18 protein-coding genes and 2 tRNA genes are annotated in these 22,316 nt (G+C 34.7%); 6 read left to right on the top strand and 14 right to left on the bottom strand.

Annotated elements, in window-relative coordinates:
* Positions 1 to 20: 20 nt before the first annotated feature.
* Positions 21 to 497 (bottom strand): CYTH domain-containing protein, encoded by a 477-nt coding sequence (locus IRZ80_RS05315; RefSeq protein ID WP_194640517.1) that lies wholly within the window; start codon positions 495 to 497, stop codon positions 21 to 23.
* 366 nt (positions 498 to 863) lie between these two features.
* On the opposite strand from IRZ80_RS05315, the gene dinB reads away from it, so the two are divergent.
* Positions 864 to 1,946, top strand: coding sequence for a DNA polymerase IV (gene dinB / locus IRZ80_RS05310; RefSeq protein WP_194640516.1), 1,083 nt, complete (start codon positions 864 to 866; stop codon positions 1,944 to 1,946).
* A gap of 18 nt (positions 1,947 to 1,964) precedes the next feature.
* Here the strand turns inward: dinB and IRZ80_RS05305 are convergent, their stop codons facing one another.
* The 8 genes from IRZ80_RS05305 to rseP all read right to left on the bottom strand — a co-directional run bounded on the left by IRZ80_RS05305 (position 1,965) and on the right by rseP (position 8,311).
* Positions 1,965 to 2,906 carry a transglutaminase domain-containing protein gene (locus IRZ80_RS05305; RefSeq protein ID WP_194640515.1) on the bottom strand — a complete coding sequence of 314 codons (942 nt, stop codon included), beginning with the start codon at positions 2,904 to 2,906 and terminating at the stop codon, positions 1,965 to 1,967.
* A 6-nt stretch (positions 2,907 to 2,912) separates the two neighbouring features.
* Positions 2,913 to 3,866, bottom strand: a complete 954-nt coding sequence (locus tag IRZ80_RS05300; RefSeq protein ID WP_194640514.1) for an alpha-E domain-containing protein — start codon at positions 3,864 to 3,866, stop codon at positions 2,913 to 2,915.
* A 125-nt stretch (positions 3,867 to 3,991) separates the two neighbouring features.
* The gene (locus IRZ80_RS05295; protein WP_194640513.1) at positions 3,992 to 4,168 is read right to left on the bottom strand and encodes a hypothetical protein; all 177 of its coding nucleotides are present in this window, start codon (positions 4,166 to 4,168) and stop codon (positions 3,992 to 3,994) included.
* Between the two features lie 58 nt (positions 4,169 to 4,226).
* Positions 4,227 to 4,601 (bottom strand): hypothetical protein, encoded by a 375-nt coding sequence (locus tag IRZ80_RS05290; RefSeq protein ID WP_194640512.1) that lies wholly within the window; start codon positions 4,599 to 4,601, stop codon positions 4,227 to 4,229.
* Positions 4,602 to 4,631: 30 nt separating this feature from the next.
* The gene (locus tag IRZ80_RS05285) at positions 4,632 to 6,068 is read right to left on the bottom strand and encodes a circularly permuted type 2 ATP-grasp protein (protein ID WP_194640511.1); all 1,437 of its coding nucleotides are present in this window, start codon (positions 6,066 to 6,068) and stop codon (positions 4,632 to 4,634) included.
* A gap of 636 nt (positions 6,069 to 6,704) precedes the next feature.
* A tRNA-Asn gene (locus tag IRZ80_RS05280) sits at positions 6,705 to 6,778 on the bottom strand.
* 39 nt (positions 6,779 to 6,817) lie between these two features.
* Positions 6,818 to 6,891 (bottom strand) — tRNA-Asn (locus IRZ80_RS05275).
* 82 nt (positions 6,892 to 6,973) lie between these two features.
* A complete protein-coding gene (gene rseP, locus IRZ80_RS05270; RefSeq protein ID WP_194640510.1) occupies positions 6,974 to 8,311 on the bottom strand; it encodes an RIP metalloprotease RseP in 1,338 nt (445 codons plus the stop codon).
* A 354-nt stretch (positions 8,312 to 8,665) separates the two neighbouring features.
* Between rseP and IRZ80_RS05265 the strand changes: the two genes are divergently transcribed.
* The 4 genes from IRZ80_RS05265 (at position 8,666) to IRZ80_RS05250 (ending at position 13,677) form a co-directional block, all read left to right on the top strand.
* The gene (locus IRZ80_RS05265) at positions 8,666 to 9,736 is read left to right on the top strand and encodes an NADH:flavin oxidoreductase/NADH oxidase (protein ID WP_194640509.1); all 1,071 of its coding nucleotides are present in this window, start codon (positions 8,666 to 8,668) and stop codon (positions 9,734 to 9,736) included.
* A gap of 105 nt (positions 9,737 to 9,841) precedes the next feature.
* Complete coding sequence (locus IRZ80_RS05260; RefSeq protein ID WP_194640508.1) at positions 9,842 to 10,882, top strand: Gfo/Idh/MocA family oxidoreductase; 1,041 nt, start codon at positions 9,842 to 9,844, stop codon at positions 10,880 to 10,882.
* 370 nt (positions 10,883 to 11,252) lie between these two features.
* A complete protein-coding gene (locus IRZ80_RS05255) occupies positions 11,253 to 12,545 on the top strand; it encodes an aminopeptidase P family protein (RefSeq protein WP_194640507.1) in 1,293 nt (430 codons plus the stop codon).
* A 328-nt stretch (positions 12,546 to 12,873) separates the two neighbouring features.
* Positions 12,874 to 13,677 carry a TIGR00266 family protein gene (locus IRZ80_RS05250; protein WP_194640506.1) on the top strand — a complete coding sequence of 268 codons (804 nt, stop codon included), beginning with the start codon at positions 12,874 to 12,876 and terminating at the stop codon, positions 13,675 to 13,677.
* Positions 13,678 to 13,726: 49 nt separating this feature from the next.
* Here the strand turns inward: IRZ80_RS05250 and IRZ80_RS05245 are convergent, their stop codons facing one another.
* Complete coding sequence (locus IRZ80_RS05245; RefSeq protein WP_194640505.1) at positions 13,727 to 14,911, bottom strand: AbiH family protein; 1,185 nt, start codon at positions 14,909 to 14,911, stop codon at positions 13,727 to 13,729.
* An 89-nt stretch (positions 14,912 to 15,000) separates the two neighbouring features.
* Between IRZ80_RS05245 and IRZ80_RS05240 the strand changes: the two genes are divergently transcribed.
* Positions 15,001 to 15,801 carry an alpha/beta fold hydrolase gene (locus tag IRZ80_RS05240; RefSeq protein ID WP_194640504.1) on the top strand — a complete coding sequence of 267 codons (801 nt, stop codon included), beginning with the start codon at positions 15,001 to 15,003 and terminating at the stop codon, positions 15,799 to 15,801.
* Here the strand turns inward: IRZ80_RS05240 and IRZ80_RS05235 are convergent.
* The 4 genes from IRZ80_RS05235 to kbl form a co-directional block, all read right to left on the bottom strand.
* Positions 15,781 to 16,452 carry an ATP-binding cassette domain-containing protein gene (locus tag IRZ80_RS05235; protein WP_194640503.1) on the bottom strand — a complete coding sequence of 224 codons (672 nt, stop codon included), beginning with the start codon at positions 16,450 to 16,452 and terminating at the stop codon, positions 15,781 to 15,783. The genes IRZ80_RS05240 and IRZ80_RS05235 overlap by 21 nt on opposite strands.
* A 296-nt stretch (positions 16,453 to 16,748) precedes the next feature.
* Complete coding sequence (locus tag IRZ80_RS05230) at positions 16,749 to 19,511, bottom strand: PD-(D/E)XK nuclease family protein (protein ID WP_194640502.1); 2,763 nt, start codon at positions 19,509 to 19,511, stop codon at positions 16,749 to 16,751.
* Between the two features lie 63 nt (positions 19,512 to 19,574).
* Positions 19,575 to 21,002 carry an OmpA family protein gene (locus IRZ80_RS05225; RefSeq protein WP_194640501.1) on the bottom strand — a complete coding sequence of 476 codons (1,428 nt, stop codon included), beginning with the start codon at positions 21,000 to 21,002 and terminating at the stop codon, positions 19,575 to 19,577.
* Between the two features lie 111 nt (positions 21,003 to 21,113).
* On the bottom strand, positions 21,114 to 22,307 hold the full coding sequence (gene kbl, locus IRZ80_RS05220) for a glycine C-acetyltransferase (RefSeq protein WP_194640500.1): 1,194 nt from the start codon (positions 22,305 to 22,307) through the stop codon (positions 21,114 to 21,116).
* Positions 22,308 to 22,316 lie beyond the last annotated feature (9 nt).

Below are 22,316 nucleotides of genomic sequence, written 5' to 3'. Positions count from 1 at the left end.
GATTTATGAAAAACTAATTACTAAGGATGCAGCCAGCTTTTAAACGGATTTTTGCTCAAATAAGCATTGTAATATCTTTTGTCACTGGTAACTTCTTTATCCAGCCAGATTGGTTTTTTGAAAGATTCAGTTTCTGACTTTAATTCGATTTCGGCCATAATTAAACCTTCGTTCTCACCATAAAATTCATCAATTTCTATAATATGACTGCCCGATTTTACTTCAAATCGGGTTTTGTCGATTACGCCTGTTTCGCATAATAGCAATAATTTTTCGGCATCGGCTGCAGGAATCTCTTTTTCCCATTCAAAACGTGACATGCCAGATTCATTAGAAATTCCTTTTATAGTCAAAAAACCTTTACTGCCTTTTATACGTACCCGAACAGTTCTTTCGGGAACAGAACTCAAATAGCCTTGCTTTATTCGGTTCTGAGCAAAAGCTTCTGCCTTAAATGCATCTGATGTAACCAAAAATTTTCTTTCTATTTCTATCATTTTGAATATTTTTTTAGGAGTTTTATCCAGCTGTACACTATGTCTTTTTTTTTAAAATAAAAAGGTAATTGCGAAAGTAATTTTGCATCTGGACTAGTAAAAATTCCAGAGCATTCGCTTTTAAAAGTTTCTGACACGAATTACACTAATTTGCACGAATTAAGATTGCTGTTTAATTACACAAAATATTCGAAACTGTAAAAGTTGTAAAATTTGATTTCAATTTTGATAAGAATTAGTGTTAATTGGTGAAATTCGTGTTTATCTTTTTTAAAAGCGAATGCCGTGTAAAAGCTCAAAGGTATTCATTTATTTTTTAACAGTTTTATCATTCTATCTCGTTTAAAACGTTTCTAAATTTGTGATATGCCAGAACCAATTCCACATAGAAAGATTATACACATCGATATGGATGCGTTTTATGCATCGGTGGAGCAGATGGATAATCCTGAATTACGTGGAAAGCCTATTGCTGTTGGAGGTGAAGAAAACCGCGGAGTAGTTTCGGCAGCAAGTTATGAAGCTCGGAAGTTTGGTGTTCGGAGTGCAATAAGCGGTGTTTTGGCCAAAAAAAACTGTCCTGAACTTATTTTTGTAAGACCCCGTTTTGATCGGTACAGAGAAATTTCAAAAAAAATACATACGATTTTCCAAGATTATACAGATTTGATAGAACCTTTATCTCTGGATGAAGCTTATTTAGATGTAACCAAAAATAAAAAAGGAAATCCCAGTGCTACATTATTGGCACAGGAAATTAGGATGCGGATATTTAAGGAAGTCGGCTTAACAGCTTCGGCTGGGATTTCGGTTAATAAATTTGTTGCCAAAATAGCAAGTGATTATAATAAGCCAAATGGGCAGAAAACGGTTAATCCTGATGAAGTTATTGCTTTCTTGGAACAGCTGCCTATTCAAAAGTTTTATGGAGTAGGGAAAGTCACGGCCGAAAAAATGTTTCAGCTTGGTATTTTTAGCGGTTTGGATCTTAAAAACAGACCTATCGAATTTCTAGAAAAGCACTTTGGCAAATCGGGAAGTTTTTATTATAATGTAGTGAGAGGCATTCACAACAGTGAAGTAAAATCCAATCGTATCGCCAAATCGGTTGCGGCCGAATACACTTTTGACAGCAACCTTTCTTCAGAGATATTTATGGTGGAAAAACTCGAGAAAATAGCATCTGAACTGGAACGCCGTTTAAAAAAGCATAAAATTTCAGGAAAAACAGTCACTCTCAAAATCAAATACAGCGATTTTACCCAGCAGACGCGCAGTAAAACCATGCCTTATTTTATTTCTGATAAATCATTGATTTTTGAAACAGTCAAAGAGTTATTGTATCAGGAAAGAATGAAGGATTCGGTACGGCTGTTAGGTATTTCTTTGAGCAATTTGAATACTGAAATCAAGAAAACAATTGTGGTACAGCTTAAATTTGATTTCTAGCCGAAGCTGTGAATTTCTTTATTGCTGTTGCTGCTGTTCGATATAACTTATCTGCTCGTTTATTTCCTGAGGGATTTTTTCGAGCTGAACATCATTCATTTCTTCATAATGACGCCCGTCTTCGTATCCTATTGAAACACTAACGGACAGCGTTTGCCTTGCTAATCCCTTGAAAGTCCCTTTGATTAAAGTACAATCATAAAAATTTCTGCCGACTGATAGTTTTACATGGTTGTCCATTGTCCAGATATTATTGGTCGGATCCAGTCCAAGCCAGCCTTGGATTGGGGAATAAATTTCGACCCAGGCATGTGTGGCACCTTCACCTCTTAGCCCGCTTTCGTTGGGGCATACATAACCGCTTACATATCGGGAAGGAATTCCGGCAGTTCTTAAAAACTGCAGTAAGATGTGAGCAAAATCCTGGCAGACACCTTTTTTTAACTCCAAAATTTCATCTATAGTCGTTTCTATATTGGTGATTCCTTTGGTATAGGTAAAATGGTTAAATATATATTCATTGCACAACTGGGCAACGGTAATAATTGAGCTGTTGGCGAGATCAAAACCTGCCAAAACAGTGTCTATATCCTGTTGTTTTGTGATCGTTTCGGGATAGCTGAGTCTTAATAAGGTGATGTCGTTATTTTTTTCTTTTTCTAAATCTTTTACAGTAATGGCATCGATTTCAGGAATTTTGAGCGAATGGCTTACCTTGACAGTCATTCGGGATTCGATAGCCATTTCATTATGAGATTCCAGATTATTGAAATTAGCGGCTAGGTTGCCGTAATAATCTCTAAAATAAGCTATTTCGGGATCATGTGAAATCAAGAGCTGATGGTCAAGTACTTCCTGGCCCTTAAAATGATGAGGAAATAAACGGATTTCGTTTATACTTTCTTTTATAGGCAAGCTGTATTGATATTTAGTGATATGTGTTATTTTAAATATTGCCATAAAATGTTAAGTATAGGAGAAAAATAATTTTGAAAAATCGACAGAAAACTGATTGAGCTGTGTTTTGGTAGTTTCTAAAACCTCTTCTAATTGTTTGTTGGTCATGTGATGATAATCCGTATAAACGATGTAGCTTTTTAACCTTCCAAATTGATTGTACAATGTTCGGGCTTCACTTATTTCGCTGTCTTTTACAAGGCTGTCCAAATATTTATTGATCAAGTCCAATGTAAAAATTACAGAATGTGCAAAATCATAATTAAAAATAACATGTTCAACTATTTTTCGGTTATGTTTAATGTTGCTGTAGCTCTTCAGATACAGTTCATAGCCAGATAATGAAAGCAAGAGCCTTTTCCAGTACATTACATCTTCGTTTCCGTCCAGATTGTAATTGATAGGAATATAATAGGCCTGCGTCATGGAAATCGTCTGCAGACATCGTTCAATTAATTTTCCAATATTCGAAAAACTCCAACCAAGCCCTCTAGGCATAGTAACATGGAAAATTCCGTTGTAAAGCAATAGTTCTTTATTGAGTTTGTTTACAACCTTTAAAGCATCGGAGCTTTCCAGTTTTCTAGGAAGATCGGGTGAATTCATATAATGGTAGAGCGAATTGATATGCTCCCAAAGTTCTTTGGTAATTTTATCCTGTGATCCTCTTGCATTTTCACGTGCTTTTACAACCAGATTTTTAACCGAATTATGATTTTGACTGTCACAAATAATATATTTCAAAATAAAGGCAGTATCATTTTGTACTTCTTCTATCTGATTGTACGTTAAATTGGTGTAATAGTTTAACAGGGGTTTGTAACCTTGACAATCATCGGTTTCTTTGTCAAATGACAGTATGTAACTTGTGTTAAGAGTAAGCAGCATGCCATCAGTTCTTTCCATATATCTGTTGAGCCAGAACATTCCGTCTGCAACACGGCTTAGCATATTTGCTTTCATTAGAATCGATTTTTAAAATTGGGATAAATTGCGTTAGATTTTTAGAAATCGTATGATTGTATTTTCTTCTGATGTTTCAAACTAGATTCATCAGAAGAAAATTAAGCTAAAACCAATCCTTTGTTTTAGCATTTGTATATAATCGGTTCGACTATAGTTTCGATAATGGATTCTATAATTGGATTATTCGATTCCATTTTAACTGTTATTTCTTTTTTCATCGAATGATTTGAAATGATTGAGGTTTCTGTGTTGAGTAAAAACATCCCGTTTGTAGCTCCGCTTGTCATAATTGTTTTCATAGATAAAAAATTTATTGGTTATAATTTATATTGAAATACTGTTTTGGTTTATTGCTGTTTAAAAATTAAAAAAGCTGCATTTGATTTTCTTTACAAATTCTATGATTTTATTTTCTGAAGTGTTGGTTGTGATAGTTTCCAATTTTGGTACAGTTACCGTTTCAGTAAACTTTATTTTCTGCTTTTTTATTTTTTTTGCTTTTTTTTTGCGTGGTTCTATTTCTATATTTATTCCGTCAAAAGGATCTGCAAGAGGATCAAAAACTATATTTTGTGATAATGTTGCATTTGAGGTTTCATCATCTTTTACATCATTAGTGATGACTTTAATTTTTTTTGGTTCAGGATGATTTATATGTTCAATAACCATCTCTGGTAAAAAGGCAAACATTGTTTTGTCTTTTTTTTCTGTGTTTGTTGTATTCTTTTCCATTTTGATTCATTTTAAAAAATTAAAACGAAATTACTTTATGATCCAAGTGTCTTTACTCCCTCCTCCCTGCGAAGAATTTACCACCAATGAACCTTCGGTTAGTGCGACTCGAGTAAGGCCTCCAGGTACAATTTCCACTCCATTGGGTCCGCATAAAGCGTAAGGTCTTAAATCAACATGGCGTAATTTCAATTGGCCGTCGATTAAACATGGGACAGTGCTAAGCTGAATAATAGGTTGTGCTATAAAATTTCTAGGGTTTGCAAGAATGGCAGTTTTTCCATTTTCAAGTTCTTCTTGTGTTGCTTTGTTTCCCATAATCATTCCGTATCCGCCGCTTCCATTGGTTTCTTTGATTACCATATTTTCCATGTCGGCAAATACTAGTTCTCTTTCTTCTGGGTTTTCCATTTGGTATGTTGGAACATTTTTAAGAATGGGTTCTTCGTTGAGATAATATTTTATCATATCCGGAACATAAGCATAGACAGCCTTGTCATCGGCAACACCATTGCCTACAGCATTTACCAGAGCTACATTTCCGTGACGATAGGCGCTGATTAGTCCTGGGACTCCCAGTGTACTTTCGGGTTTAAAAACCAATGGATCGAGATAATCATCATCCAGACGTCTGTAAATCACATCCACCTGCTGTAAGCCCGAAGTGGTTTTCATATAGACTTTGTTATTATTAACCACTAGATCCCTTCCTTCTACAAGCGGAATTCCCATTTGTCTTGCCAGAAAAGTATGTTCATAGTATGCCGAATTATAAACGCCAGGCGTAAGCAGCACCACATTGGGTTTAGATACATTTCGGGGTGAAAGCGAAATCAATATGTTGTGGAAAATATTTGGATAGTTTCCAACAGTGCTTACTTTATTGGTTGCAAGCATGTCAGGGAAAATACGTTTTGTAATTTCTCTATTTTCCAGCATATAGCTTACACCGCTTGGGCATCTGAGATTGTCTTCCAGAACATAGAATTCTCCTTTGGCACCGCGTATTAAGTCGATTCCAGCGATATGGACGTGTATGTTATGAGGCACTTTTATTCCGTGAACTTCTTGTATATAATGTGGGCACGAGGCAACTAATGAAGCGGGAATTACTCCTGCTTTTATAATATGCTGTCCGTTATAAACATCTTCCAAAAATAAATTAAGTGCTTTTAACCGCTGTTTGATTCCTGCTTCTACTTCGCTCCATTCCGTTTTTGTGATGATTCTGGGAATAATGTCAAAGGGAAAAATTCGTTCTATTCCTTGGTTGTCATCACTGTAAACAGTAAATGTTATCCCTTGGTTCATGAATAAATCTGAAGCTTGCAGCTGTTTGTCATTTAAATTTTCCTGGCTTAAGTTTTGCAGAGTATGCAGTACTTGAGTATAAGAATTTCTTACTCCTTCATTAGAGAACATTTCGTCCCAGCCTTTTGGGTTTAATTGCGGCATCAGTTTCATCATGTTTCCCTAGTATTAAATAATTAACAATTTCGTGTAAAAGGGTCTATTTTGCCTAGTCTTTGGTCTAAGTTATTAAATTATTATTAGTAAAAATGATATTTGTGTGATTATTTTTTAATTTATGTTATTTTGTGTTTTAAGCTGTTTTTTTTTAATAATTCTAATTTTTTTGATTGCATTTTTTTTAGAATTCGCATTATAAAGTTTTGGAAACCAGAAGATCTTTTGTTTTAATAAACGAATGGAATATATCTTTGGGACTAATGTTTTTACAAGGAAACAAGAGAAATGAAACAGGAAGTATATTATTTACTTGTATGTTATAATGTTGAATTTTTACTGTTCCATCTTGCTGAGTTTTGGTATAAGAAGATTGACTGCAATGCGGAACTAGATTTATAAGTTAGCAAATTCTTCACAGAAAACGTATGGACAGTACTTCGTTTTTGGAGTAAGGAAATAAATAAAGATTTGGATGCATGCTTGTCTGTGATAAAAGTGCTTCTTGATAAATAGCATAACTTTTGTTCTTGATCTTATTTTTGCCTAATCCCCAACTTTTGCTCCTGATCCGATGTATTTTTGTTCTTTAGCGTTTAAACAAAAAAAGACCATCATTGCTGATAGTCTTTTTTGCTCCCCCTCTTGGGCTCGAACCAAGGACCCTCTGATTAACAGTCAGATGCTCTAACCAACTGAGCTAAGGAGGAATTACCTTAAAGGTATGTATGTTTGCTAAAAAAAGTTTGCTCCCCCTCTTGGGCTCGAACCAAGGACCCTCTGATTAACAGTCAGATGCTCTAACCAACTGAGCTAAGGAGGAAGTTGTTGCTCTTTTTAGCGAGTGCAAATATAGTCGAATTTTTAATTCTCCAAAAATATTTTCACTCTTTTTTTAAATATTTTTATTTGCCTGCGATTGCCTTGTAAATATCATTCCCATTAGCAAACAAAAGCAATGAGATAAGAAGTACAAAACCAACCATTTGGGCATTTTCAAGGAATTTGTCGCTTGGTTTTTTACCGCTTACGATTTCAAACAATAAAAACATTACATGACCGCCATCAAGCGCAGGAATAGGCAATAAGTTCATTACACCAAGGGCAATTGATAAAAATGCTGTTAATTTCCAGAAAATTTCCCAACTCCATGTGTCTGGAAAAGCTTTGTAAATAGCATGAAAACCGCCTACTTGTTTATAAGCTTTGGTTTCTGGATTGAACATCATTTTTAATTGTTTCCCATATCCTAAGAATTGATCTTTTCCTCTTTTCAATCCTGCAGGAATTGATTCAGCAAAGCTGTATTCTATTTTAGTAACTTTAAATAGACCTAATTTTTTTAGAGAATCCAAATCAAGATTTAGCATAACGCCCAGTTTACCTTCCTTGGTAACCTTCACCTCAATTGGAACTACTTTATTGTCTCGTAAAACCGTTGCTGATAGTGTTTTTCCTTTATTTTCCTTTAAAATTGAAGTGACCTCATCATAATATCTGGCTGGTTTGCCATTTAATGTCTGCATAATGTCTTTTTCCTTCAATTGTTTATTTTGTGATGATGAAACATCCGAAATAACAAATGGCATTCTAATAGAAAACAATGATCCTTTTTCTTCTTTCGATAATTTATCTACCAAATCGATTGGCATTTTTATCGTTTGCTCTGCACCGTTTCTTTCAATCAAAACTTGTTTTGCAGTCAAGACTTTCATAGGCATATCGCTGTCAAACTTTAGAATTTTTTCACCGTCAACAGCAACAACTTTATCCCCAGTTTTAAATCCTGCATTTATCAAGGCTTTATTTTCTATCAAAAGACCGTCTTTCATATCAGCATTCGCAATGTAGGAATCCCCATAAACAAAAGCCATACCTATATATATAATGAAAGCCAGTATAAAGTTTACTGTTACCCCGCCCAGCATAATAATCAAACGCTGCCAAGCCGGTTTAGAACGAAATTCCCAAGGCTGTGCAGGCAGGGCCATTTGTTCTTTGTCCATGCTTTCGTCAATCATTCCCGATATTTTCACGTAACCACCAAGAGGCAGCCATCCGATTCCGTATTCGGTTTCACCAATTTTCTTTTTAAACAGTGAATATTTTACGTCAAAAAATAAATAAAATTTTTCAACTCTGGTTTTGAATGCTTTGGCGGGAAGGAAATGCCCTAATTCGTGAAGTATAATAAGTAATGATAAGCTCAATAAAAATTGAGAAAGCTTGATAACTATTTCCATTTTTTAATTTTCGGTTCTTTAATGACGGACAAAAGTACTGTTTTCTATTTTATTAATTACGCAATATTTTTTGGTATCGCTTTAAAACTTTGTTAATTAATGTATTTTTCATTTTTAATTTGGCGTTAGTGCAATAACTTTGTTACAACTGGACTCTTATATTTTTTTAGGAGCTGAAAGATTTGGCATTTTAGGAATAATGGTTCCCGCTCTTCGTTACAATCTTTTTATTTTTAAAGAAAAAATAAAAAGGATTTCCACTTCGATCGGGGCTAAAGATAAACATACTGCCTTTTTGCCAGTATCTACAATTACAATCAAATTCAGGTTTAAGTACTAACTATAATTTCATTTATGGCATCACAATTATTTTCTCCACTGCAAATAAAGAGTATCACGCTCAAAAATAGAATAGCAATTTCCCCAATGTGCCAGTATTCCGCCGATGAGGGTTTTGCCAACAATTGGCACTTAGTGCATCTTGGAAGCCGTGCCACAGGAGGTGCGGGTTTAATCATTCAGGAAGCGACAGCCGTTTCTCCCGAAGCCAGAATTTCTCCCTCCGATTTGGGTTTATGGAGCGATGACCACATCAAAAAGCTAAAAAAAATTACCAAATTTATTATCAGTCAGGACTCCGTTCCTGGAATTCAACTCGCTCATGCCGGCCGAAAAGCCAGTGTTTCATCACCTTGGTACGGTAATAAAAAACTAGCTCAAAATCAAGGCGGGTGGGAAACTTTTGCTCCAAGTGCTATTGGTTATCATGACAATGTGCCGGCTCCTACAGCCTTGGACAAAGAAGGCATTCAAAAAGTAATCACCGATTTCAAACTGGCAACCCGAAGAGCAGTTGTTGCAGGTTATCAAGTATTGGAAATTCATGGAGCACACGGTTATTTACTGCACCAGTTTTTGTCTCCTTTAACAAATACAAGAACTGATGAATACGGAGGCAGTTTTGAAAACCGAATCCGATTTACACTAGAAATTCTCAAAGCAGTACAATCAGAATGGCCGAAAGAATTACCATTACTTGTACGAATCTCCGCTAGCGATTGGGCTGAAGGCGGATGGAATGTCGAAGAATCTATTGAATTATCCAAAATCTTAAAAGAAAGAGGAGTTGATTTAATAGATGTATCTTCAGGCGGATTGGTGTCGCATCAGCAGATTATTTTAGAACCAAGTTACCAAGTTCCTTTTGCCGAGCAAATAAAAAAGGAATCCAAAATAATGACAGGAGCCGTTGGTTTGATTACTACTTCGCAACAGGCTGAAGATATTGTAGCAAGCGGTAAAGCAGATTTAGTTTTGTTTGCCAGAGAGTCATTAAGAAACCCAAATATGGGCTTGGATTTTGCCCGTGAATTAGGAGTTGATGTTCAATGGCCGAAACAATACGAACGAGCAAAAAAGCAATAAGTGATTTTCCTGCAAGGTTTCCAAAACCTTGTAGGTATTAAAATTTAAAAGTACACCTACAAGGTTTTCGAAACCTTGCAGGATTGCAAACTAATAATAAAATATATGCAAAAAATAAAAACCGCACTATTATCATACGGGATGTCTGGAAAAGTTTTCCATGCACCATTTTTAGAACTGCATGAAGGATTTGAGTTGCTTGGTTCTTGGGAAAGAAGCAAACAATTAATTCAATTGGATTACCCAAATGTAAAAAGTTTTGCCACGTTTGAAGAAGTGCTTCAAAGCGATGCTGACTTGGTTATTGTAAATACGCCAACCAGCACTCATTTCGATTACACAAAACAGGTTTTACTCGCAGGAAAACACGCCATTGTCGAAAAAGCATTTACCTCTACGGTTGCCGAAGCTCAGGAATTGGCAGATATAGCCAAAGAAAAAGGAATGAAACTTTCGGTATTCCAAAACCGCAGATGGGACAGTGATTTGAAAACTGTACAGCAGATTGTTTCGAGCGACGTTCTTGGAGAATTAGTCGAAGCCGAGTTTCATTTCGATCGTTACAATCCAATTTTGAGTCCCAAAGTGCATAAAGAAACTGCTAATGCTGGAGCTGGAATTCTAAAGGATTTAGGACCGCATATCATTGATCAGGCATTGTATTTATTTGGATTTCCAAAAAGTGTTTTTGCCGATATCCGCATAACGAGAGAACATTCGTTGGTAGATGATTGGTTTGATATTCTGCTTTTTTATTCGGATTTTAGAGTGAGATTAAAAGCTGGTTTTTTTGTTAGAGAAGCCAATCCGGCCTATGTTGTTCATGGCAAAAAGGGTACGTTCCTGAAACCTCGCGGTGATGTGCAGGAAGACGAATTGAAATTGGGCAAAAAACCAAACTTGGATACTTGGGGAACCGAACCAAAGGAACTGGAAGGCTTTTTGCATACCGAAATTAATGGCGAAATCATTAAGAAAAAAGTTCCAACACTTCAAGGGAATTATTATGATTATTTTGATGGTGTTTATCAGTCGATTGTAAATGATTCGTTCGAACCTGTCACAGCGCAGGACGGCACACGTGTAATGCAGATTATCGAGGCTTCCATTCAAAGCAGTGAACAGAAAAAAGCAATCGGCTTATAAAATTAAATATTTTGGATTCTAAAAATAGTCGACCACAGATTAGTTGATGGAAATTCTTTAAATCTGGCGGCAGATTACGAACTCGAATCATTGCTTTTTTTTCAAATTCTAAAAAAGCAAAATGTTGATTTTTAGCCCCGATGGAAGTGAAAATCCTTGTGGGCTGGGGTTCAGCCCACAAGATTGCAGCGGACAGCGGGAACCATATCTCCTAAAAATGACCCAAGCTTTCTGCTTCAAAAAAATTAACAATCAAATTATTGTCATTATTAAAAGTCCGTTATAAAAACCTTAAAAAAATCACTCAAAGAACTAATTTCGTTATAAAAGTTTCTATTTTTGAAGATTAAATACCAAAAATCATTTTCTTATGAAATATCATCAAATTGACTCTGCTCTTTTTATTAAAAACAGAGCAAAATTCATGTCTGCAATGAAACCTAATAGTGTAGCTGTATTTAATTCTAACGATATTTATCCAGTTTCTGCCGACAGCACCCTGCCTTTTGCACAGCATCGCGATATATTTTATTTGTCGGGAGTTGATCAGGAAGAGAGCGTTTTACTGCTTTTTCCAGATGCTCCGTATGAGAACCAAAGAGAAATTTTATTCCTAAAAGAAACCAGTGAGCATATTGCTATTTGGGAGGGCGAAAAACTAACCAAAGAGCACGCTTTTGAAGTTTCGGGAGTTAAAACGGTTTATTGGCTGCAGGATTTCGAGAAAATCCTGAACGAAATGATGACTTATGCCGATACGATGTACATCAATACCAACGAACACTACCGTGCTTCGGTCGAAACGGAAACCCGTGAGGCACGCTTTGTAAAATGGTGGAAAGACAAATATCCTGCGCATCAGGTTGCGAAAAGTAATCCAATATTACAGCGCATTCGTTCTGTAAAAGAATCGGAAGAATTAGATTTAATTCAAAATGCCTGTAATATTACCGAAAAAGGATTCAGAAGATTACTTTCATTTGTAAAACCAAACGTAACCGAATATGAAATTGAAGCAGAATTGATTCACGAATTCATACGTAACCGTTCCAAGGGTTTTGCCTACACGCCGATTATTGCTTCTGGAAATAATGCCAATGTTCTGCATTACATCGAAAACAATCAGCAATGCAAAGCAGGTGATTTAGTATTACTTGACGTTGCCGCCGAATACGCCAATTATTCGAGTGATTTAACACGTACAATTCCAGTTTCGGGACGTTATTCTGACAGACAGAAAGCGGTTTACAATGCGGTTTTGAGAGTTAAAAATGAAGCCACCAAAATGCTCACACCGGGAACACTCTGGAAACAATATCATGTAGAAGTGGGTAAAATCATGACATCGGAATTGCTTGGTTTGGGATTGATTGATAAAGCTGATGTGCAAAATGAAAACCCAGATTGGCCGGCTTACAAGAAATATTTCATGCACGGAACCTCGCACCACATGGGCTTAGATACGCATGATTACGGACTGTTGCACGAACCAATGAAAGCTAATATGGTTTTTACGGTTGAACCAGGAATTTACATTCCGGCAGAAGGCTTCGGAATCCGTTTGGAAGATGATGTCGTGGTTCAGGAAAAAGGAGAGCCTTTCAACTTGATGAGAAACATCCCGATTGAAGCAGAGGAAATCGAAAGTTTGATGAATTCTTAGTTTTATAGAAAATAGATTTTAGATAATAGACGGCTTGCGGTAATGCGAGCCGTTTTTTTTCAATAAACCCAAATTTTTCATTTGAATTAATCACTTTTTCTATTTGCTGTATTATTTGTTTCACAAAGTCTCACAAAGAACATTCAGAGAAACACAAAGAATTAATGTGAATATTTTAAAGAAGCCTTTCTTTGAGAATCTTCATTTTTCTTTGTGTATCTCTGTGAAATAATTTCATCATTAAGAAATTTTGAAATTAATTCACATGCTGTTTTGTAACATTATAAATTCATTCCCGACTCATTCATAAAATCAAAACACAGAAATCATGCAAGCACACGAAATAGATTATCAAATATTTGGGGAAGAAATGCAGTATGTCGAAATAGAGCTGGATCCGCAGGAAATAGTAATTGCCGAAGCGGGCAGTTTCATGATGATGGGAAACAACATACAAATGGAAACCATATTTGGCGATGGTTCACAACAGCAGGGTTCGGGTTTGTTTGGCAAGCTTTTAAACGCAGGAAAGAGAGTCCTTACTGGCGAAAGCTTGTTCATGACGGCATTCCTAAACCAAGGCTACACTAAAAGCAAAGTTTCGTTTGCCTCACCCTATCCCGGAAAAATTCTCCCAATAGATTTAACGCAGTTTCAAGGGAAATTTATCTGCCAAAAAAGTTCTTTTTTATGCGCTGCCAAAGGCGTCTCGGTAGGGATTGAATTTTCCCAAAAACTAGGACGTGGTCTTTTTGGCGGTGAAGGTTTTATTATGCAAAAGATAGAAGGAGACGGAATGGCATTCGTACATTCGGGAGGAACAATGGCTAAAAAAGAACTGGCTCACGGCGAAGTCCTGAAAGTCGATACGGGCTGTATTATTGGTTTTACTAAAGATGTCGATTATGATATCGAATTTATAGGCGGCATCAAGAATTCCATCTTTGGAGGCGAAGGCTTGTTTTACGCAACCCTTCGCGGTCCGGGAACTGTTTATATTCAATCTTTACCTTTCAGCAGATTGGCGGACAGAATCATCGCTTCGGCACCAAGAGCGGGCGGCAACAGCCGTGACGAAGGAAGTTTACTTGGCGGGCTAGGAAATCTTTTAGACGGCGATAATCGGTTTTAATTTTTTACAAATAACAACAAGAACGGCTTTCAGAAAATGGAAGCCGTTTTTATTTTTTAGGTAATTGAATTTGAGGTAATGGCTGACAAAGAGTTTTGTTGACTATTTTTTCTCTCATCAATTTTTTCTTATTGAAATGTCTAGAGATATTTTGAATGATCTCTGTATAATTATCAGTTCCATCTTCTCTTTGATGATAAAAAACCTTTATCGACCTACAATTTGGATGCTCAAAAATAGTATTAAGCATTGTTCTATCTGACAACCCACAAGAATGTCCCATTATATAAACTTGAAATTTTTGATCACTTTCTACAAAATCTAGAAGCTGTTTATAATTTGAATTTTGTAAATATTGAAAAGATTTAAAATTCTTTAAATATTCATTATCATCTAAATTTTCAATTGTCTTGTAATCATCATCCATTTCATCTCCAAAACCGAAATTAATTTTATTTTCAATAATATTCCCAATTTCTCCATGAATAAAATTAATAGATGTTTCAACCTTCTCATTATATTTCCCATTATGTAGATAACGATATAAAGTTGGAGTATAATTAAAGTTTAAAAAAAATAACTTTGTTTCTGTCATTCCTAACTTTTCCTTATTTAGTTGACTTGTAATTTCGGCATGATCCTCTTTTGAAAATTCTTCTAGTATTTTATCTTCATTACTAAATATTGAAATTGGCTTTATAACATTTGAAAATTTAAAAATTTCTCCTTTCGGATCCTTGAAATTTCCTAACTGAAACGAATTTAAAACATTATCTTTTAAATATTTTTCTAAAAGAGCTTTAACTTGGTCAAATTCTTGGTTTAAAATTATAGTTTGTTTCTTTTTTTCTTTCGATGACGATGCTAATTTTACTATTCTTTTTAAGTCTCTGTAATATTCATTTTCAATATCAACCCAATTCTCAATTGAATTTTCACAAATTTTCTTAAAAAATGAATTTTTAAAACCTATTTCAAAATTACCTGAAATATCTTCTCTATTCCTTTCACGAAATTGTTTTAATTCTTTATAAGAATTTATATTATCAATAGTTAAATTATACCTCCCACGTAACTCACAATTGATTTTGACAAAATCATCTATATGTTCTATTTTTTTACCCCCATTTGTGTTGCATGCTTTTTTCCAATAATCATCAATAAAATTTTTATAAGAAGTTGGCAATCCATGAGCCAAATCAAAACCGTTTCCAATAATTACAAGTCTGTTCATATTCTATTAAATGCTTTCTTCAAATGTAGCATTTTGGATTATAAAGAATTAATTTTGCAGATATAAATTCTCACTTAATTAATTTTACTTTGGAAACGCTTCTCTACAAAAACACACAAATATCCTATACTGATAACGGAAAAGGCACTGCAGTAGTCATGCTTCATGGATTTTTGGAAAATAAAACGATGTGGGATGTTTATGTTTCCGAATTAAGTAAAAAAAACCGAATCATAACCATCGATTTATTAGGTCACGGAGAAACCGAAAGTTTGGGCTACATCCAAACCATGGAAGAAAATGCCGATGTGGTTCATGCCGTTTTATCCAAATTAAAAATTCGAAAAGCAATTCTTGTAGGACATTCGATGGGTGGCTATGTTTCTTTGGCTTTCGCCGAATTGTATCCGGAGAAAATGAAAGGATTGGTGTTGCTCAATTCCACTTCCAAAGAAGACAGCTCCGAAAGAAAGAAAAACAGAGACCGTGCCATCAAAGCGGTCAAAAAAGATTACGAAACTTTCATCAGGCTTTCCATCGCTAATTTATTCAGTGAAGACAATAGAGAAAAACTAATCAAAAAAATCGAAGAAGTAAAAATTCAGGCTTTAAAAACACCTTTACAAGGAATAGTAGCGTCTCTAGAAGGAATGAAAATCCGTAAAGACAGGGAATTTCTGTTGCATACAACCACTTATCCAAAATTATTGATTTTAGGAAAAAAAGATCCTGTTCTCAATTATGAAGAAAATCTCGAGCAAATAAAAGGTACCCATATCGAATTGGTGACTTTTGGTGATGGTCACATGAGTTCGATAGAAAACCGAGAAGAATTACTTGCAGTTTTAAGTTCTTTTATCAAAAACAATCTAAAGCATTCCTTTTTTTAGATATCCTTTTTCAATCAATTCTTCTTTGCAAAGCAAATGGTGTGCTTTGGCTTCTTTGAGCAAAATCAATCTGTTTGACACTTTGATTACATTTTCATAATTATGATCGGAAATGATTATCCCTTTTATTTTTGAATTTTCCATTATCAATTCATTTACCTTTTCGACCATCAAAGGAGATAAACCATTATAAGGTTCATCGAGCAGAATAAATTTAGAAGAATTATTGAGAATAATTTTTATTTCTAAATACCGTAATTCACCACCAGATAAATGGGAGATTTTCTTCTCTAGCATCGTACTAATCAATTGATCAGTATAAAACTCGGAAATCCTATCTTTGGAAACGGACAGTTCTATTGCTTTTTTTACTGAAAATACTTTAGGAATATAATTGTCCTGTGGCAAATAACTAATCTCGTTAAATAAATCCTTGGTCTTAGTTTTTACACTGCCATCAATTCTAACAAATTTAAAATCGGCAGATTCAATTCCGAAAATAATTTTTAGCAAAGTTGATTTGCCCGAACCATTTCTGCCCAAAAGGCCAATGATATCACTTGTCTCGCATTTCAAATAAACATCTGACAATATGTTTTTATTCTCAAAAGTTTTCTGAACACTGTCTATCTCCAATAAATGCTTTTTCAAAACAATAGCTTTATTAGATTAAAAACACACACAGAAATCAATAAAAAGACAAACGTAATACACCATGATGAAACCCAAAGCTGTATTCTGGAAATTTGATTGTTAAAATAAAACACGTATTCATTTTTAGAATATACTTCTTTAAAAAGCAGACTTAAAACAAAACCAAAACTGAGAATTGAATAATTAAAAGCGATAGATCCTCCAAAAAGAAAAACAAAAAAACTAGCCACAAGATTAATTGAAATTGTGCTTTTGAAAAACTCAAATAAGTTGAACCATTTCTTACTCATTTTTTATACAATTTTCTCCTCAAAAGGAATCGTCTGATCCAATATTTCACTCAATAACGAAACAATCTGCTCCAAATAATTCGATTGAATTTCACTGTTGATAATAGCGATACTTTCCTTATCTTCTTTAAAATTAAAAGGCAGAAAACCAGATTTTAAATTTTTAAAAGAGACAATTCCGGCTTCTATTGGTTTCCCATTAGCATTTGCTTCATACATGTAAGCGTAAGCCAAAACTTGGATAATTTTATCGTTTTTAATATCATCTGCCAATCCTTTCCAAGATTTAAGGGTAACATTCGTTTTTTCAACTTTACCGGTTTTGTAATCAATGATTCTGATGTTTCCGTTGCGTTCTTCAATTCTGTCCACATTCCCTTTTATCAAAACCGGAAATGGCAAACTTGGGTGTTCTAACTTTCTTTCAAAAGTCTTTTCAAGCTCTAGAATTTTTATGGCATCTCCACTTTTAATGCTTTCCAATTCCGTTTTCAGGAAATTGAAGACATTGCGTTTTGCTACTTCAAAAGCCAATAAATTTCGCCCCTTTTTTATTTCACCTTCTTTGTAAACCAATTTGAATTGAATCAAAACTTCGGAATCAATTTTCTCGATACAATTTTTAATATCGATTTCCGAAATAAATTTGCCAATAAAAGGTTCATACAAAACACGCAAAGTCTCGTGAATAATTGTCCCCAAAGTGTTCAACGCAATATTTTCTTCAACCTCTTCCACTTCACTAATCCGCAGAATCTTTTGAAAATAAAACTGAATCGGATTCCGTATATAACTCGTCAACGCTGAAGGCGAAAACCCTTTTTCTGCAATTTCCTTCAAACGTTCCATTACCTTTTCTGATTTTGGAATTACCATTGGTGAATAGGCAGTGTCCGGCAAAACGGCATTATAAATTTCGTGAGTCAAAGTGTGATTGGGTTGTTTTTCAACTTCCAATTGCGTAATAAAACGGCTTTTTTCACCAGCATCCAACCCTTCGCTTTCGGTATTGTAAAGCAGATAAATGTTTTTGGCCCGTTGCAGCAAATGATAGAAATGGTAAGTATAAATAGCATCCTTTTCCTTGAAAGTAGGCAATCCCAACTCTCGCTTTACATCATAAGGAATGAATGAATTTTGCGATTTACCCGCTGGAAATTTCCCTTCATTCATCGAAGTTATAATCACGGTTTCAAAATCCAAAACCCTGCTTTCAAGTACACCCATAATCTGTAATCCATTTAAAGGTTCTCCCTCAAAAGAGACTTCTGCTAAATCAATTATTTGTTTATAAATTGCATAAAGTGTCTCTATTGAATCAATTACATTGTATTTGGAAAAGTAATTAATAAGTTTGTTAATCACTTTAAAAATAGCATACACAAAAGTTTTAGCTATTTTTTCCTCTTCATTTTCATTATTTAAATTATTCTTAACCTTTAACAGCAAACTAGAAATAATTTCAAGAACGGCAATTGAACCGTTCTCCCATTTTTGAAATAAAAACAAAAATAAATCATCCGCATTATTGTTTAAGTCCAATAATTTGTGATGGCTGATAAACGTATAGTTATTTGAATTGATAATTCCAACTAATGCTTTAGTATTTGCATAAGGCTCAATCAAGGGATGGGTTAACACATCCAAAACATCCTTATAATAAAAAACATAACTGCTGTTTGTTCTGGACAATGCATTGGTATGCATTTTGAACAACTTGGCAATTAAAATTTGTGCAGGATTGTTTTTCCCGGAATAACCCATAGTAATGTTTAACGCATTAACTGTAGTAGGTAATGAATATAACAGCGGAATTAACAAATTCTCCTCACCCAAAACAATGGCCACGTTATCTAGAGACTCCCTTGGATTATCTTTATTGATGCTTTCTATAATACTTCCAGCTATTTTGGCTTGACCAATTGTTTTTGGAGTACCGATAACTTGAATATTTTTAGTATTCGAAAAATCATCAGCTATCCATTCAAAAGGGTTTGACTTATAATGTTTCCAGCTTTCTTTAAAACGGCGGACAAATAAACCAGCATCATGATAAGGATCATTGAGAAATGTTTGATCAGCATCCCAATAAATTTTTGCCTGATCTGAAGCGATAAGATGCTGAATAATTTTTTCTTCAGAAGCATTCAAAGCGTTAAATCCAGCAAAAATAAATTGTTTGCCCGTTATCGATTTTGAAAAATTATTACTGTTTTTAACTGCCTCCCTATATATTAACCCTTGATAACCAATGCCTTTTTCGAGTAAATGATCATAGAGAGAATTATAATATTTAGGCAATAGTTTCCAGAAATCAATGTAATTTTCCAATAATTGGGTCTTGTTTTCAACTTCAATACCCCATTTCTTGATGTCCTCAATATCTTTTAAATAAGAAAGAACGTGATCTGGATCTAACAAATAGCGATCTATTTCATTAAAATCTTGCAGTAAAGTTTTTGCCCAATTGGCAAAAAGCTCAAAAGACTGTTGGTTTTTTTCTGTAATAGACAAATAGACTGCGTAAAATTCAAATAACAATTCTATGGGATCAATTGCTCTTATTCCGGAAATATCTTGTACAAAATCCTCAATACTTATAATTTCAGGTGAAAATATATTCTCTTCTGTTTGATTTTTTAATGCTTCTACAAGAAATATTTTTGCTCGTTTATTAGGTAAAACTATAACTGTTTCAGTTAGCTTATCATTATAATCTTGTAGTATTACCGTTGCTATTTTGTCTAAAAAAGAAGTATTTGTCATTTTATAAATATAAAAAAAGCCATTCAATTAAGAATGGCTTTTTAAAATTATTTAGATAATTGATTACAATTTACCTTCGGATATTGTACCAATGTGTCTAATTTCAGTTCTTCTGTTTAATGCTTTACCTTCTTTAGTTTTGTTGTCAGCAACTGGCTTAGTAGATCCAAAACCAGCTGAAGTTAAGTTAGCAGGATTAACACCTTTTTCGATTAACTTATCCATAACAACTTTTGCTCTGTCTTCAGAAAGTTTTTGGTTCACTTTAGCGCTACCAGTGTTATCTGTGTGACCTTCGATAGCGAATTTAGCATTTGGATAGTTTTTAAGGATTTCTTTAATCGCTTCTAATCTGCCATCTGTTGCTCCTTTATCAGCTGTTTCAAGAACTGCTTTACCAGTTACAAAATACACAGCTCTAGCTTGAACTTTTAGTTCTTGCAATACTTGCTCAGTTACTTCTGGACATCCTTTATTACTTGCAGGACCAGATACTGTAGGACAAGCATCTTCTTTGTCAATTACACCGTCTTTATCAGAGTCTAATTCAGGACATCCTCCATTTGAAACTGGACCAGCTACAGTAGGACATTTGTCTGAAGCATCAGTAACACCGTCACCGTCAGTATCAGGACAACCTTGGAATTGTTTCAAACCAGCAACTGAAGGACAAGCGTCATCAGGATCTGCTACACCGTCACCATCTGTATCAGCACAACCTTGGAATTCTGCTGTACCTGCAGTCGTAGGACATTTATCTTTAGAATCTTCGATACCATCAGCATCAGTATCTGGACAACCGTTAAATTGTTTTAAACCAGCAACTTCTGGGCAAGCATCATCTTTATCATAGATTCCGTCACCGTCAGTATCTTTAGCGCCAAACTTGAAAGTAAGACCTGCAGAATATTGAGAATAAGATGGAGAGTCCGGTGTTTTTCCGTCAGCATATGTTCTGTCTCCGAAAGATGTTTTATATGTACCTAGCAATGAAAGACCAACATTCTCAGTAAACCAAATATTTAATCCAATTCCTGGATTAACTGTACCGTAGCTCTCATCTCCTAAGAAAGTATATCCAGCTCCAACACTTAATGTAGGCTCTAATACTTTAGATTTAATCAACTCCATAAAGCTATATGTAACTGTTGCATCAATACCATAGTACATCAAATCACCAGGATTTACAACAACATTGGGAGCAGTTACAAATTTATCAATCTTATTGATTGAACCTGTAAGCCCTACAATAAAATTACTCCCCACATATCTAGAAACGTTTATGTAAGAAACAGAAGGAAGGATATTCCAGTTATCACTTACATTAAATGGCTGATCAAAATGACTCTTAAAGTCACCACCTGCACTAGATCTGTAGTCAACCGCATTTACTCCAAAACCGATTGCCCATTTATTGTTACTGTCCTGTGCCTGAGAGCTTAATCCCATCACCATCGTTACAGCAACTAAAAGTTTGTTAAGATGTTTCATACTTTGTTATTTTAATTACAATTAGTTAATTTCAAACAAAAATAGCATGATTTTCTGTAATATCAAAATAATTTGTTAAATAAAACGCTTCTCAAATTGAAATTTTAACAATTATATTACAGCAAGTCTTTGTCCTACGATTATAAAAGCATCTATTGCTTTATCCAAATGTTCTTTTGTATGTGCTGCTGATAACTGCACTCGTATTCTCGCTTTCTCTTTAGGAACAACAGGAAAAAAGAATCCAATTACATACACTCCTTCTTTCAGCAGTTCATTAGCCATAGTTTGAGCTAATTTTGCATCATATAACATTACTGGCACTATAGCCGAATCTCCTTCTACTATATCAAAACCAGCTTTTTTCATACCCGCTTTAAAGTAATTAGTATTCCACTCTAATTGATCTCTTAAAACTGTATTCTTTTCTAATAATTCAAATACTTTTATAGACGCACCAACAATAGCTGGCGCCAATGAATTTGAGAACAAATACGGCCTGGAACGCTGACGCAGCAATTCAATTATTTCTTTTTTGGCTGTTGTATAACCTCCCATAGCACCTCCCAAAGCTTTTCCCAGTGTACCAGTAATAATATCAACACGACCCATCACTCCTTTAGCTTCGAGAGTACCTTTTCCCTTCGCTCCAATAAACCCAGCCGCATGGCATTCATCAACCATAACCAAAGCATCATACTTATCAGCCAGATCGCAAATTTTATCCAATGGAGCTACCAATCCGTCCATAGAAAAAACACCATCAGTAACAATTATTTTGAAACGGGCTCCTGATTCATTTGCTTTAATTAACTGCTGTTCTAAATCTTCCATGTTACTGTTCTCATAACGATACCGAGCTGCTTTACACAAACGCACTCCGTCTATAATAGAGGCATGATTTAAACTATCTGATATAATAGCGTCATTTTCTCCAAACAAAGGCTCAAAAACACCTCCATTTGCATCAAAAGCTGCAGCATATAGTATAGTATCTTCTGTTCCATAAAAATCCGCTATCTTTTTTTCTAATGTTTTATGAATATCCTGCGTTCCGCAAATAAAACGAACAGATGACATTCCAAAACCATGAGTATCCATCGCATCCTTTGCGGCTTGAATCACTTCGGGATGAGAAGAAAGTCCTAAATAATTATTGGCACAAAAATTTAGAACAGTTTCTCCTGTCGAAATGGTAATTTCTGCTCCTTGTGCAGAAGTTATAATTCTTTCTTTTTTAAAAATTCCGTTTTCTTCAATAGTTTGAAGCTCCGACTGCAAGTGTTGCTGAATTTTACCGTACATTTTTATTAA

The organism is Flavobacterium sp. HJJ (assembly GCF_015351475.1).
Classification (GTDB): domain Bacteria; phylum Bacteroidota; class Bacteroidia; order Flavobacteriales; family Flavobacteriaceae; genus Flavobacterium; species Flavobacterium marginilacus.
This window is presented reverse-complemented; position numbering and strand designations above follow the sequence as displayed.